Genomic DNA, 14554 nt, shown 5'->3' with positions numbered 1-14554 from the left:
CTCTCCAGAATGAAACTCGCTACTGCTTTACTCGGCCTGTTCCTGCTCACCAGCGGGGCCCAGCCGGCTGCTAATCCCAATCCCAAGCCGGCCGTCGAATTCCCGTTTCAGAACCCCGACCTGCCCATCGACCAGCGCGTGGACGACCTGGTGGGCCGCCTGACCCTGCCCGAAAAGGTTTCGCAGATGCTGAACGCCTCGCCGGCAATCGACCGGCTGGGCATCCCGGCCTACAACTGGTGGAATGAGGCCCTGCACGGCGTGGCCCGCACCAGCATGAAAACGACGGTGTTTCCGCAGGCCATCGGCATGGCGGCCACGTTTGACAAGGACGCCATGCTGCAAATGGCCACCATGACCTCCGACGAGGCCCGGGCCGTGCACCAGGAGTACGTGCGGCGCGGCGAGCGGGGCATCTACCAGGGCCTCACGTTCTGGACGCCCAACATCAACATTTTCCGCGACCCGCGCTGGGGCCGCGGCCAGGAAACCTACGGCGAAGACCCCTACCTGACCGGCCAGCTGGGCTCCGCGCTGGTGAAAGGCTTTCAGGGCGACGACCCGAAGTATCTGAAAATCACGGCCTGCGCCAAGCACTTTGCCGTGCACAGCGGCCCGGAGTCGTCGCGCCACGAGTTCAACGCCCAAATCAGCGACTACGACCTGTGGGACACCTACCTGCCGGCCTTCCGCGACCTGATAGTGGACGCCAAAGTGGCCGGCGTGATGTGCGCCTACAACGCCTACGCCGGCCAGCCCTGCTGCGGCTCCGACAAGCTGATGAACGACATTCTCTACGGTCAGTGGAAGTTCAAAGGCTACGTGACGTCGGACTGCGACGGCCTGAACGACTTCTGGCAGCACCACAAAACCGACCCCGACGCCGCCACCGCGGCCGCCAACGCCGTGCTGCACGGCACCGACCTGGAGTGCGCCACTGGCAAACTGTTCACCTACAAATCCCTGCTGGAATCGGTGCAGAAAAACCTCATCACCGAGCAGCAGCTTACCACCTCGGTGAAGCGCCTTTTCAAAATCCGCTTCCAGCTGGGCATGTTCGACCCGGTGGAGCGCGTGAAGTACGCCCAAATCCCGCTGAGCGTGGTGGAAAGCGCCCCGCACCAGGCCCACGCCCTGCGCATGGCCCGCGAGTCGGTGGTGCTGCTCAAGAATGAGAAAAGCACCCTGCCGCTGCGCAAAAACCTGAAGAAAATTGCCGTGCTCGGCCCCAACGCCGACCGCGAGGACGTGCAGCTGGGCAACTACAACGGCTTCGCCACCAACATTGTGACGCCGCTGGAAGGCATCCGGGCCAAGGTGGGCAAGGGCACCGAAGTGGTGTACGTGCAAGGCGTGGACTACGCCAGCAACACGGTGTACGAGCCGCTCGATATCAACAAAAACCTGGCCTACAACGGGCAGCCGGGCTTCAAGGCCGAATACTTCAAGGGCACCAACCTGGAAGGCCCGGCCGTGGTCACCCGCCAGGAAGCCGGCCTCGACCGCTACCTGGCCAATGTGAAGATGGAAGTGGCGCCGGGCCTGCCCGCCGAGAACTTCTCGGCCCGCTACCAGGCCACTTTCACCCCGGCCGCTACCGAGGAACTGGCCCTGCAAATCAGCGGCGACGACGCCTACCGGCTGTTCGTGGACGACAAGCTGGTGATTGACGCCTGGAAGGGCCGCGGCTTCAGCACTAACCAGCACGTGCTGAACGTGACGGCCGGCCAGCAGCTGAACCTTCGCCTGGAATACTACCAGGTGGACCGCCGCACCATTCTCAAGTTCACCGGCGCGAAAGTGGTGCCCATGAACGCGGCCAACATCCTGGCCAAGGTGGGCGACGCCGACGCCATTGTGTTTGTGGGCGGCATCTCGCCCAAGCTGGAAGGGGAGGAGATGAACGTGAAGGTGCCCGGGTTTAGCGGCGGCGACCGCACCACCATCGGCCTGCCCCAGGTGCAAACCGACCTGCTGAAGGTGCTGCACGGCTCGGGCCGCCCCGTGGTGCTGGTCCTGATGACGGGCAGCGCGCTAGCCACGCCCTGGGAAGCCCAGAACCTGCCGGCCATTCTCAACACCTGGTACGGCGGGCAGGCCGCCGGCACCGCCTTGGCCGACGTGCTTTTCGGCGACTATAACCCCGCTGGCCGCTTGCCGGTGACGTTCTACAAGTCGGAAACCCAGCTGCCTGCCTTCGACAACTACAGCATGGCGGGCCGCACCTACCGCTACTTCACCGGCGAGCCCCTCTTTCCGTTCGGCCACGGTCTGAGCTACACCACATTCAAATACAGCAACCCGAAAGTGCTGAGCAAGCCCGTGACCGGCCAGCCTATTCGGGTGAGTGTGGACGTGCAGAACACCGGCACCCGGGCCGGCGACGAGGTGGTGCAGCTCTACGTACGGCACGCCGGGGCCGCCCAAGGCCGGATGGCGCGCCACGCGCTGGAAGGCTTCCGCCGCATCAACCTGGCCCCCGGGGCTAAGCAAACGGTGGCCTTCACGCTCACGCCGCGCCAGCTTTCGCGCCTCAATGCCCAGGCCAAGCGGGTGGAAATGCCCGGCACCGTGCAGGTGTTTGTGGGCGGCAGCCAGCCCCTGGCGCCCGCTGTGGCCGCCGGCCGCGTGCAGAAAACCAGTCTGGCCCTGACCGGTGCGCAAGTGGCGATTGATTGACTGGGGTAGAGACGCCTATTTGCGGCTCGTCGTTGAACGATGGTTGAGTAGTCGTCCAGAAGAAACCTTATGGAAAAGGCACCGCCGGTCGGACCGCCTAGGGCGGTCGGACCAGGATAGTCGATTACTCATGCACGACTGCTTAAAATGATTGCCTAACGGCGCGAACAACGAGACGCAAGTATGCGTCTCTACCTCGGCGGGCGGTGCCTAAGCAGCGGCTATTGCCGAATTAGAATCATGGCCGAGCTGCCGGGCACCTGCACGCCGCTCATCACCTCCAGCACGTCGAAGCCTTCTTGGTTGATTTCGTTGCCGCGCAGCACCACCGTGTAGGTGCCGTGCGGCAGCGAGATGCCCATGCCCGAGCGGTTGCCGTTGAAAATAACGGTGATGTCCTGCCAGGGGTCGCCGCCGGCGTGGTTTTTCAGGTGGTAGGCAATGGTGCCGGCCGGGCTGGGCATAAACTCCAAGTGCTGCTGCACCAGCTCGGCGGTGGGCAGGCGGAAGGCGGGGTGGGCCCGGCGCAGGGCAATGAGCTTGCGGTAGAACTCATACACGCCCGCGTACTTGGCCTTGCGGGCCCAGTCCAGCTGGTTCACGCTGTCGGGCAGATTGTAGGAGTTGTGCGCGCCGCCCTTGGTGCGCAAAAACTCGTCGCCCACCGGCAAAAATGGGATGCCCTGCGAGGTAAATACGATGGTGTTGCTCAGTACGTCCATCTTGATGAAGTCGGCTTCCGAAGCGCCTTTGTTCGAGGCCTTGAGCTTGTCCCAGAGCACCATGTCGTCGTGGCAGGCCACGTAGTTGATGGCCTGTGCCGGCGAGTTGGCCCACGCCGCCTTCGAATAGTTCACCTTGGTAAAATCGAGCTGCGGGTGGGCCGTGGCGGCCACAATGCCAAATTTTACGCTCTCCTCCAGGCCAGCCTGGCCGCTGGCAAAGCCGGGCTCGGTCTGCCGGGCGTAGTGGCCCTTCACGCCGTCGCGCAGCTCGTCGCCGAAGGCGGCAATGCGGTCGAGCTTGCCCATGTTGGCTTTCACGGCGCGCTTGGCTTCGGGCAGGGGCGAAGGGCCGGCGGTCCAGCCCTCGCCATACAGCAGGATGCTGTGGTCCTGCAGGTCCAGCGCCACGCGGATGGCGCGCATGGTTTCCACGTCGAGCACGCCCATCAGGTCGAAGCGGAAGCCGTCGGCGTGGTATTCCTGCGCCCAGTACACCACCGACTCCACGATGAGCTTGCGCACCATGGGCCGCTCCGAGGCCACTTCGTTGCCGCAGGCGGTGGCGTTGCTCAGGGTGCCGTCGGGGTTGTGGCGGTAGTAGTAGCCGGGCACCAGCTGCTCGAAAGAGCTGCGCCGGGCGTCGGCGGTGTGGTTGTACACCACGTCCAGCACCAGGCGCAGGCCCTGGCTGTGCAGGTTTTGCACCATCTGCTTGAACTCGCTGATGCGCGTGCTGGGGTTGGCGGCGTTGGTGGCGTAGCTGCCTTCGGGCACGGAGTAGTGCAGCGGGTCATAGCCCCAGTTGTAGCGGTTGGCGCTGGCGGGCGCGGCTTCGTCGATGCTGGCGAAGTCGTTGGTGGGCAGCAGGTGCACGTGGGTCAGGCCCAGCTCCACGAGGTGCTCCAAGCCGGTGGTCACGTTTTCGGGGCCGCGGGTGCCGAGCTGGGCCACGCCCAGGTACTTGCCCTTGCGGGTGATGCCCGACTGCGGGTGCATGCTCAGGTCGCGCACGTGCGCTTCGCCGATGACGACATCGGTGGGCTGTTTCAGGGCGGGGCGCAGGTCATCGGCCCAGCCGGGCGGGCTCACGGTGGCGGGGTTGAGCACGGCCCCGCGCTGGCCGTTGAGGCCCACGGCGTGCACGTAGGGGTCGGCCACTTCGGCCATTTTCTTGCCCGCGATGGTGGCCTGCACGGTGTAGAAACCGGTGGTGCCGGCGGGCAGGGCGTAGGTCCAGGTGCCGTCCTCGGCCTTGGCCATGGCGTAGTCGGCGGTGGGCGCGCCGCCGGTGCCGGCCGCGTACAGCTTCAGGTGCAGGGCCTCGGCGGTGGGGGCCCACACGCGCAGGCTGGCCTGGGGGCCGCGCCAGGTCAGGCCGAGGTCGGGGCCGCGGTACACGGGGTAGCTGCCGAAGTCGGGCAGCGGCGCCGCCGGGGTTTTGGTAGTAGATAGCAGCACAAACAACAGGAGGGAGCGAATCATGACGGCAAAGTTCGGGAATTGTACTCAATGAAGAGTGCTGACCAGCTGTGGTTATTGATAAATGCAGTCATGCAGAGCGTAGCGAAGCATCTCGCCAGCGCCCTTCATTCCAACGATTGGATTAGTTGAAGCGGGGAGGATGCTTCGCTGCGCTCTGCATGACAGGCTATTCCTGTTGCGGGACGGCGCCGGGGCCTTCTCAACCCGCCCCCGCGCCGGCCGATAAAACGGCCCCCGCCGTCGATACAATTCCGGTTACGGTCGGTTTGGCCGGGTTTTGGAAATCGGACCGGGTATGTTTGTTTCGCTTTCCTCCTGTGCTATGGCCGTCCTCACCCCCCGGCGCTACCTCGCTCCGCTCATTCATGTGCTGGTGTGGGGCTTGTTCGGACTCACGTTTTTGTTGTTTCAGCCGCTCACGGGCCGGCTCACCATGCCGCCGCAGTTCTGGCTGAAGCAGGGGCTCATGTTCTGCGTGTGGGTGGCCACGTTCTACCTCACGGCCAAGGTGCTGGTGCCGCGCCTGCTGTTCACCGGGCGTACGGGCTGGTTCATTTTGTCGCTGGTGGGCATCGCGCTGGGCGTGCTGGTGTTCAGCAAGTTCCTGGAGTCGGCCCTCAACCTGCCCGCGCTCATGAACAAAGCGTTTGAGGCCGTGGCGGGCCGTCCGCGGCTCAACCCCCGCGGCTACCGCTTCGATTCCATGGGCCTGCTCACCACCATGTTTGTGCTGGGCATCAGCACCTGCATCACGGTGGTGCAGAAGTGGCAGAAAGACGCCCAGCTGCGCCAGACGCTGGAGCAGCAGCGCGTGAGCTCCGAGCTGTCCATGCTCAAGGCCCAAATCAACCCGCACTTCTTCTTCAACACCCTCAACAACATCTACGCCCTCACGCTGCTCGACGGCGAGCAGGCCCGCACGGCCATTCACCGCCTCTCGCGGATGATGCGTTACGTGCTGTATGACACCGCCGGCGGCATGACCCTGCTCAGCCAGGAAATTGCCTTCGTGCAGGACTACATCACCCTCATGCAGCTGCGCCTCGACGACCGGGTCACCGTCACTTTCGAGCGGCCCGACCCCGTGCGCGACGTGCCCGTGGCCCCCATGCTGCTGCTGCCCTTCCTCGAAAATGCTTTCAAGCACGGCGTGGCGGCCACCGAGCCCAGCCGCATCTACGTGGCCATTCGCCAGCCCTGGCCCGACGTGGTGGAGCTGGAAGTGCGCAACAGCCGCCTCTCGCTGCCCTCCACCGACTTGGCCGGCAGCAACGGCATCGGTTTGGCCAACACCCGCCGCCGCCTCGATTTGCTCTACCCCGGACGCTTCGAGCTGGTGGTCGACGACCACACGCCGGCCAACGAATTCCTGGTGCACCTCACCCTGACGGTGGGGGAGGGAAGTGCCGTAAGCCTGCCTGAGCCGGCCCTCGTGTCGTCCTAAGCGCCGCGAAGGACCTATTCGCCGAGGAACGACTTGTTCAGCCGTGAGAAGGTCCTTCGCGGCGCTCAGGATGACAACGTTTACTTAACTGACGTTTTCTTATATGAACCAACCCGCTCTGCCGCCCCTGCGCACCATCGCCGTCGATGACGAACCCCTGGCCCTGGGCCTGGTGGTGTCGTTTATTCAGAAAACGCCGTTTCTGGAGCTGGTGGGCAAGTTTGGCAGCGCGGTGGAGGCCCTGAAGTACCTGCACGAGCACCCCGGGGCGGTCGACCTGGCCTTCCTCGACATTCAGATGCAGGAGCTGAACGGCCTGGAACTGGCCCGGGTGCTGGGCCCCACCGGCCCGCGCGTCATCTTCACCACGGCCTTCAGCCAGTATGCGCTGGACGGCTACCGCGTCGACGCCCTCGACTACCTCGTCAAGCCCTTCAACTACGAAGAGTTTTTGCGCGCCGCCGGCAAGGCCCGCGCCTACGCCGAGCTCACTTCCCAGCACGCCAGCGCCCCCGCCGCCACCGGCCCCGAGGAGGAAGAGTACCTGTTTCTGAAAGCCGAATACCAGCTGGTGCGCGTGGCCCTGAGCGACATTCTCTACGTGGAAGGCCTGAAGGATTACGTGAAAGTGCACCTCAAAAGCACGCCCCGCGCCCTGCTGAGCCTCATGAGCCTCAAGGCCATGGAGGAAAAGCTGCCCACCCGGCGCTTCATGCGCATCCACCGCTCGTTCATTGTGGCGCTCGACAAGATTGAGGCCGTGCGCCGCCTCACCGTCCAGATTGGCGCCATCACCATCCCGGTGGGCGACCAGTACAAGGACACCTTCCTGCAGTTTCTCAGCCGCTGGACCTAAGGCGGAGGGAACGGCACCTTGTGTAAAAAGAACGTCATGCAGAGCGCAGCGAAGCATCTCGCCAGCGCAACGCATTTACATAAAAGTGACGGCGAGCGAGATGCTTCGCTGCGCTCTGCATGACGTTCTACTAACGCTGCCCGCCCCTCGCCTTCGTCCCCTCGCTCTTCCGCTTTCTACCGCGCTGCCCTCACACTCTTTTTGTCTTTCTGAGCTATGTTGCCACACTTTGTCACCGGGAACTCCGTTCTCGGCCGGGACGCTCATGCCCCGGAATCCCGGCCGCAGCTGGCGGTGCTTTGCCTCTCCGGCAGCCTGGGCGGGCTGGAGCTGAACAGCCTGAAATTCAGCGGCTGGATGCAGGAGCGCGGCTGGCGCATCACCTTTATTGCGCCGCCCGCCACGCCGCTGGCCCACTGGGCCGAAGAATGGTTTGTGCCCTTCGAAACCCTGCGGGTGCGCCGCGGGCTGGCCATGCCTCTGGCCGCCTGGGAGCTCAAAATCCTGCTGGAGCGCCTGCAGGTCGACACGCTGGTGGTGACGCAGAACAAGGACTTGGCCCTGGCCACCTTCGTGAAGGGCCTGATGGGCGGGCGCCTGCGCGTCATCTACCAGCAGCACATGCAGCTGGGGCGCCCCAAGCGCGGCCCGGTGCACACCCTGCGTTTTCGCCAGCTCGATGCCTGGCTGACGCCCCTGCCCGGCCTGGCCCGCGAGGTGGCCCGCCGCACCCGTTTCGACGCCGGCAAGCTGCACGTGGTGCCGCTGGGCCTGCCGCTGGAGCAGTTTGCCCCGCACCGCCGCACCGCCGCCGAGGCCCGGCAGGAGCTGGGCCTGCCCGTGCAGGGGACGCTATTAGGCATCCTGGGCCGGTTTGATGCCGGCAAAGGGCAGGATTTCGTAATTGAGGCGCTGCACCACCTGTGCACCCAACTGGGCCGCCACGCCAGCCTGCTCATCATGGGCGAGCCCACCCGCAACGAGGGCGACGGCTACCTGCGCCAGCTGCAGGCCCAGGTGCAGCGCCTGGGGCTGGAAGGCCAGGTGCATTTCCGGGGTTTTCGGGCTAACCCGGCGGTGTTTTACCAGGCCATTGACGTGTTTGTGCTGGCTTCCGAAAACGAAACCTACGGCATGGTGACCCTGGAGGCCATGGCCGCCGGCGTGCCCGTGGTGGCGGCCGCCACCGGCGGCACCGTGGAGCTGGTGCAGCACGGCCACACCGGCCTGCTCTATCTGCACCGCGACGTGGCCGCCTGTGCCCGCTCCATTCGCCGCAGCCTCGACGACGTGCCCGCCACCCGCGAGCGGGTGGAGCGCGCCCGCATGGAGCGCTGGCGCTACTCGCACCAGCGCCAGTGCGCCCTCACCGAAGACGTGCTGGCTGCCCTGCACCGGGCCGCCGCACCGGCCCCAGCCAAAGCGGCGCGCGGCGCGGCCCTCACCGCTGCATTTGCGCCGGCATTGGCCCACTCCTGAACTATACACCGAGATAAGTCCTGCCATTCTCAACCGGATGGGGCCGCGGGCCGCGGCCACCCACCCAGCGGTTTGCCGCCGCTGGCAGCAGCGTCCCGCCCACCCGCCGGAGCCGGAATGGCAGGCACAAACGTTTGAAGCGCCAGGTGGGCGTTGCCGCCGGCCACGCGTTTCCCCAAAAAGCCTCCGCCGTCGCGGAGGCTTTTTTTGTGGTCTTCATTTTTAATTCATTTTAAAATGGATTATGCCTTTATAGGCTTCCGCTGTCGGCACTATCCCGGCACTCCGGTTTGCACTGCCCGGGATTGTAACCTTTTGGTAACGCCTGGCATGGGTGGAGTCCTATGAAGTCCCCCTAATTTTACAGGCAGTGCGCCTAGCCAAAAGTGTTTTTTTAGTTACCTAAAACCCCGTTACTTATGCACCCAACCCGTACTCATTTTACCGCCTTTTTCAGCCGCGGCGTGGCGCTGCTGATGACGCTACTGTTACCGCTGGTAGGGTGGGGGCAGACGACAATTGCCATTCAGGATTTTGAAACCGTGCCCGCTACTCCAACTGCAACCGTAGCACTTTCGGGTACAGGAGGGGCTTTCGTCACGGGAAACTCATCAGCAACGGCTGATAAGCCTGCTAATAGCCCGTTTTTCTCTTCAACTAATACCGGCTACGCCAGAACAGGGACGGGTAGTGTTACCGCAGCAGTTATTACCTCAAATGCTGACATTAACACTAGTTCTTACACCAGCGTCTCGCTGAGCGTGCGGGTAGCATCCTTTTCATTCGGCACCCTAGCACAAGGGGCTGACAATGGTGATAATGTTAAAATTGAAATCAGTACTGATGGCGGGGCCAACTGGTCTTCTGAACTGACCTTAGCTGGTAATTCAAATGCGACGTGGCCTTTTTCTGCAACGGGTGCCTCATCGACTTCATATGATGGGAATAATGCGCCAACGGCTGTTATTTCGGCAGCTGGTGGTTCATCGACTAGCTCCAGCACCCTCTCGGTTACGGGAATTACCCCGACCGCAAATATGCGTTTTCGCATTTCACTGCTTAACGATAACGCTGCTGAACGGTGGGTAGTGGATGATATCACAGTGAAGGGCACCCTTGCGACTGTTACCCCAAGCCTCACGGCTGCCCCCACTTCGCTCACGGGCTTTACCTATATAGTAGGCAATGGTCCTTCGGCCAACCAGTCGTTTAACCTGAGCGGCAGCAACCTAACGGCCGCCAGTGCGATTACCATTACCGCGCCCACTGACTATGAAGTGTCGCTGACTACGCTTTCGACGGACTTTGGCGCCACCGCCACCATCGCCAATACCGCCGGCGGCACACTGGGCAACACCAATATTTACGTACGCCTCAAGGCTGGCCTGGCCGTGGGGAATTACAACAGCGAAACCGTTGCCGTAACGGGCGGCGGTACTTCCGCGCCCACCAACGTCACGGTGAGTGGCAGCGTAACGGCGGCCCCAACGCCCACCATCACCGTGTCGACCGCGGCGCTAACCGCCTTCACCACTACCGAAGGAACAGCGTCGGGTGCCCAGACCTATACGGTGAGCGGCGCCAACCTCAATGGCACCGACGGCATCACAGTGACGCCGCCGGCCGGCTATGAAATTGGCCAGGGCGCTACGCCCACATATTCGTCGTCGGCCATCGTCGTGGCCCAAACCAGTGCTGGCACAGTGGCCAACACCACCATCAGCGTGCGCCTGGCTGCTACTGCCACCACCGGCGGCAGCCCCTACACCGGCGACATCGCACACACCAGCACCAACGCCACCACCGTCAACAAGGCCGTGACCGGTACCGTGACCGCGCCCGTGCCCACCGTTTCGGTGAGCACCAACTCGTTGGCCGCCTTCGCCACCACCACGGGCACTCCTTCGGCCCCAAGTACCTACACAGTGGGCGGCGCCAACCTGACGGCGGACATTTTGGTGACAGCCCCTGCCGGCTACGAGGTATCGCTGGCTTCGGCCAGTGGCTTCGGCCCCAGCCTGACCCTGGCGCAGGCAGGCGGTACGGTGGCCATTACCACCATCTATGTGCGTTTGACCGGTGGCGCGGCCGGCAGCCCCAGCGGCAACGTGACCAACGTAAGCGGCAGCGCCAGCCAGAACGTGGCCGTGACCGGCACGGTCACGACGCCCGCTCCTCCGTCGGTGGCCAACTACAACCTGACTACGGTTACTGCTAACGCCGGTTCGGCACCTGCTACTTCCGTCGCTACCAATGCCACCGCCACTGCCATTACGCGCGGCGCGGGCGTGGGCACCGTGGGCACCGGCACGGGGCTGTTTGGTAACAATGGCTGGAGCTCGGCAAACTTGACTGCTGCGCAGAACAATGATGATTATATTACCTTCAGCATCAGCCCCAATACAGGCTACCAAGCCACGGTGAGCAGTGTGACCATTAATGCCTACCGCACTACCGCCGGCCCGCAAACCCTTGAGCTGCTGGTGAGCACCGATGCCTCGTTTGCCACCGGCTACACGAGCCTGGGCACCCAAGGCATCACCACCAATTCAACCACTCCCACGCTGCTCACCTTCACTCCCAGCAGTACGCTTAGCACCGTCAGTCAGCTGTATTTCCGTCTATATGGCTACGTCAGCTCCAACGGCAATATGTACCTGGCCCAAAGCGGCGCAACCGATGGCGTGGTGGTCTACGGCACGGTGGCGGCGGTGACCACGCCCACCCTCTACACCGGCGCGGTGAGCCCCACGCCGGCTTGCGCCGGCAGCAACATTACCGTGAATTACACCACCGCCGGCCCGGCCGCCACGGGCACCTTCTCGGTGCAGTTGTCGGACGCCACCGGCAGCTTTGCTACGCCCGTGGCCCTCGCCACGGCGAGCAGCACGGCTACTTCCATCACGGCCACCATTGCCGGTGCCACGGCCAGCGGCACGGGCTACCGGGTGCGGGTGGTTAATTCCGATGGCAGCATCGGGACGGTTTCGTCGGCCTTTGCCGTACAGAATGCCAGCGTAAGCATTGCCCCCATCGCCACGCAAAACCTGAACACTGGTGTGAACGGGGCCACCCTGACGGCCACCGAAACGCCCGCGGCTCTCTCGCGCCAGTGGTTCGTGAGCACCACGTCGGGCAGTGGCTACACGGCCATTGCCGGGGCTACCGGCCTCACCTACGTGCCCAATTTCACGACGCCGAACACGTATTATGTAGTCGTACAATCGGTGTATAGCTCCTGCGGTACGCTCACCAGCAACGAGGTGCAGATTGACGTGACAACCCCCACGCTAACGGCCACGCCCACTTCGCTGGCTGGTTTCTCCACCACCCTCGGCAGCGCCTCCCTGGCGCAGACGTATGCCCTAACCGGTACGGGCTTGGTCTCGCCCACCACCGTGACGGCCCCCGCCGGCTACGAAGTTTCGCTCGACGGCCTTACTTACAGCGCTTCGGTGGTGGCAACTGCCGCCGCTGTATCGGGCGGTGCCGGCCAAACTGTCTACGTCCGCCTCACGGGTACCAGCCAAGGTACTGTGAGCGGCAACGTGACCAACGTAGTGGGTAGCACCAGCGCGAGCGTTGCCGTGAGCGGCAGTGTGCTTGTGGCCCCCGGCCTGCTACTGGCCGAAGACGATTTTGACTACACCGGCAACCTGAATGCCAACGGCTGGACCGGTACAGCCACCAGTGCGACCATAACCGGCAACATTACGGATGCAATGTACCCGAAAGGCATTCTCGCGCTGGGCGGCACGTCGTACAAAGCGCAGGTGCTTGGAAGCAGCGGCAACGCCATTTACCGGGCCGTTACGGTGCCAATCGGTGCCACGGCCCTCTACGCCGCTGCCCTGATAAACGTGAGCTCCGTGCAGAACATTACCGGCAGCGACTACATTTTCTCGTTCCGGACCAGCGGCACAACGAGCTTCCGTGGCCACGTCGTTATTGCGCGGGTGCCCAGCTCTACGCCGGCGCGGTATACCTACAAGCTGGCGGCAGGCAACGAAACCCCCATTTCAGAAACCACCCCCACCGAATTCAGCCTCAACACCGACCAACTGATGGTGCTGAAGGTGGAAAACAGCGCCGCTACCGGCAACGCGGATAAGTTCAGCCTATACGTGCTGCCCGCAGGAAGCAACCTGAGCCAGGAACCAGGCACGCCAATGATAACGGTGACTTTGGGCAATACCTTTAGCGTCATCAATAGCTTCAGCATCCGCCAGAGCGATACCAACAACCCCAACTTTACGCTGGATAATTTCCGCATGGGTACGGGCTGGGGGGTAGTGGTCGGAAATCCGGCGTATGCGGCCGCCGCTGCCACCGTCAATGCCGGTAGCTACTACAACGTTACCGTGAACAGCGGCAGCCAAGCCACGCAGTCGGGAGCCGTTACGGTTGAAAACCAGTTGGCATTGACCGATGGCAAACTGGACCTGAACGGCCAGTTGCTCACGCTGGCCGGCTCCGTGTCGGGCAATGGCTTCCTGGCGGGCTCGGCTACCAGCCGCCTCACGGTGCTGGGCACCGGCGCCCTGGGCACGCTCAGCTTCGCACCGGGCGCGCAAACTCTGAACAACCTGACCTTGAACCGTACCACCAACGGCTCGGCAGTGTTGGGCTCACCGCTGACCGTCAACGGTGCATTCGCGCTAACTAACGGCATCATTACCACCACCGCTACCAACCTGCTGTCGCTGGGCAGCGCCGCCTCCCTGAGCGGCGGCAGCGCCAGCAGCTTCGTAAACGGGCCGATGGCCCGCGCCACGGCTGCCGGTGCCCGCGCCACGCTCTTCCCCATCGGCAGCGGCACCATCTACCGGCCGCTTACGCTCACGGCCAGCACCCAGACCGGCATTGCCACTTATACCGCGTCTCAAACCGAACTCAACACCGGCCGGGTGCTCGCCACCGGCGGAGCGCTGCCCGACCTCACGCGCGTTTCCACCAAGCGCTTTTACACCGTCACCACCTCTAACCCCGGGTCGGGCTTCACCGGCAACATTACCCTCACGTTTGGCAGCGACGACTACGTGAACAACCCGGGCAATGCCGCCCTGGTCATTGCCAAGCGCGATGGCGGTACCTCCGGCGCCTGGACCAATATTGGCCGCGCCGCTACCAACGCCAGCACCGGCCCCGACAATGGGCCCGGCGGCGCGCCGTCAGCGGGCACGCTCACCTCGGGCGAGTTCAGCGGCTTCTCCGATTTCACCTTTGGTGCCACCGACGATAACTCGCAAGTCAACTTCTTCCAAAGCATCAACCCGCTCCCTGTAGAACTCAGTCGCTTCGGTGCCCAGCGCCAAGCCGACAACGCCGTGGCCGTGACCTGGACCACCGCCACCGAGAAAAACGCCGAGCGGTTTGAGGTGCAGCGCAGCCGCAATGCCCGCGATTTCGAGACCGTGGCCACTGCCAAGGCCCAGGGCACCAGCAGCAAAGCCACGGCCTACGCCCTGCTCGACAAGTCGGCCCCGGCCGGCCTCCTCTACTACCGCCTGCGACAGGTCGACAACGACGGCACCGCAGCCTTCTCGCCGGTGGTAACCGTGGCCGGCAGCGGCGAAACTACCAAGCTGCTGCTCTACCCCAACCCCGCCAGCACCGCCATTAGCTTCCTTGCCGAGGCCGCCACGCCCTACCGCGTGCTCAACCAGCTGGGCCAGGTGCTGCTGCAAGGCACCACCGAAGCCGGCACGGCCAAAGTGGCCGTCGACAAGCTGCCCAGCGGCCTGTACCTGCTGGAACTGCAAACCCCGGCCGGCCGCAGCGTCCAGAAATTCGAGAAGCAATAGTAATCGAAACAGGTCAACAAAAAAGCCCCGTGCAGTCTGCACGGGGCTTTTTTGTTGTTACTGTATGCAGCAGCAAGCTACTCGC

7 protein-coding genes are annotated in these 14554 nt (G+C 63.7%); 5 read left to right on the top strand and 2 right to left on the bottom strand.

From position 1 onward, the window contains the following. Positions 1–9 precede the first annotated feature (9 nt). Positions 10–2679 carry a glycoside hydrolase family 3 C-terminal domain-containing protein gene (locus tag MUN81_RS14235; RefSeq protein WP_245111393.1) on the top strand — a complete coding sequence of 890 codons (2670 nt, stop codon included), beginning with the start codon at positions 10–12 and terminating at the stop codon, positions 2677–2679. A gap of 221 nt (positions 2680–2900) precedes the next feature. Here the strand turns inward: MUN81_RS14235 and pulA are convergent, their stop codons facing one another. After that, complete coding sequence (gene pulA, locus MUN81_RS14230; protein ID WP_245111391.1) at positions 2901–4886, bottom strand: type I pullulanase; 1986 nt, start codon at positions 4884–4886, stop codon at positions 2901–2903. Between the two features lie 322 nt (positions 4887–5208). On the opposite strand from pulA, the gene MUN81_RS14225 reads away from it, so the two are divergent. From MUN81_RS14225 to MUN81_RS14215, 3 genes are all read left to right on the top strand, one after another. Next, entirely contained in the window at positions 5209–6330 is a 1122-nt protein-coding gene (locus MUN81_RS14225) for a sensor histidine kinase (protein ID WP_245111389.1), read from the top strand. A gap of 103 nt (positions 6331–6433) precedes the next feature. Further along, positions 6434–7186, top strand: coding sequence for a LytTR family DNA-binding domain-containing protein (locus MUN81_RS14220; protein WP_245111388.1), 753 nt, complete (start codon positions 6434–6436; stop codon positions 7184–7186). Between the two features lie 294 nt (positions 7187–7480). After that, positions 7481–8665 carry a glycosyltransferase family 4 protein gene (locus MUN81_RS14215; protein WP_245111386.1) on the top strand — a complete coding sequence of 395 codons (1185 nt, stop codon included), beginning with the start codon at positions 7481–7483 and terminating at the stop codon, positions 8663–8665. A 739-nt stretch (positions 8666–9404) separates the two neighbouring features. Here MUN81_RS14215 and MUN81_RS14210 read toward each other — a convergent pair. Next, positions 9405–9716 (bottom strand): hypothetical protein, encoded by a 312-nt coding sequence (locus tag MUN81_RS14210; RefSeq protein WP_245111384.1) that lies wholly within the window; start codon positions 9714–9716, stop codon positions 9405–9407. A gap of 52 nt (positions 9717–9768) precedes the next feature. Between MUN81_RS14210 and MUN81_RS14205 the strand changes: the two genes are divergently transcribed. Next, entirely contained in the window at positions 9769–14469 is a 4701-nt protein-coding gene (locus MUN81_RS14205) for a T9SS type A sorting domain-containing protein (RefSeq protein WP_245111383.1), read from the top strand. The last annotated feature ends 85 nt before the right edge of the window (positions 14470–14554 follow it).

Origin of the sequence: Hymenobacter sp. 5317J-9 (assembly GCF_022921075.1) — a bacterium.
GTDB lineage: Bacteria > Bacteroidota > Bacteroidia > Cytophagales > Hymenobacteraceae > Hymenobacter.
The sequence above is the reverse complement of the archived record's forward strand: the minus strand, read 5'-3'. Positions and strand labels throughout refer to the sequence as shown.

Bases quoted from the DNA above. Each gene is read 5' to 3' on its own strand.
- MUN81_RS14235 (WP_245111393.1), top strand. From the start codon at position 10: ATGAAACTCGCTACTGCTTTACTCGGCCTGTTCCTGCTCACCAGCGGG.
- pulA (WP_245111391.1), bottom strand. From the start codon at position 4,886: ATGATTCGCTCCCTCCTGTTGTTTGTGCTGCTATCTACTACCAAAACC.
- MUN81_RS14225 (WP_245111389.1), top strand. From the start codon at position 5,209: ATGGCCGTCCTCACCCCCCGGCGCTACCTCGCTCCGCTCATTCATGTG.
- MUN81_RS14220 (WP_245111388.1), top strand. From the start codon at position 6,434: ATGAACCAACCCGCTCTGCCGCCCCTGCGCACCATCGCCGTCGATGAC.
- MUN81_RS14210 (WP_245111384.1), bottom strand. From the start codon at position 9,716: ATGCGAAAACGCATATTTGCGGTCGGGGTAATTCCCGTAACCGAGAGG.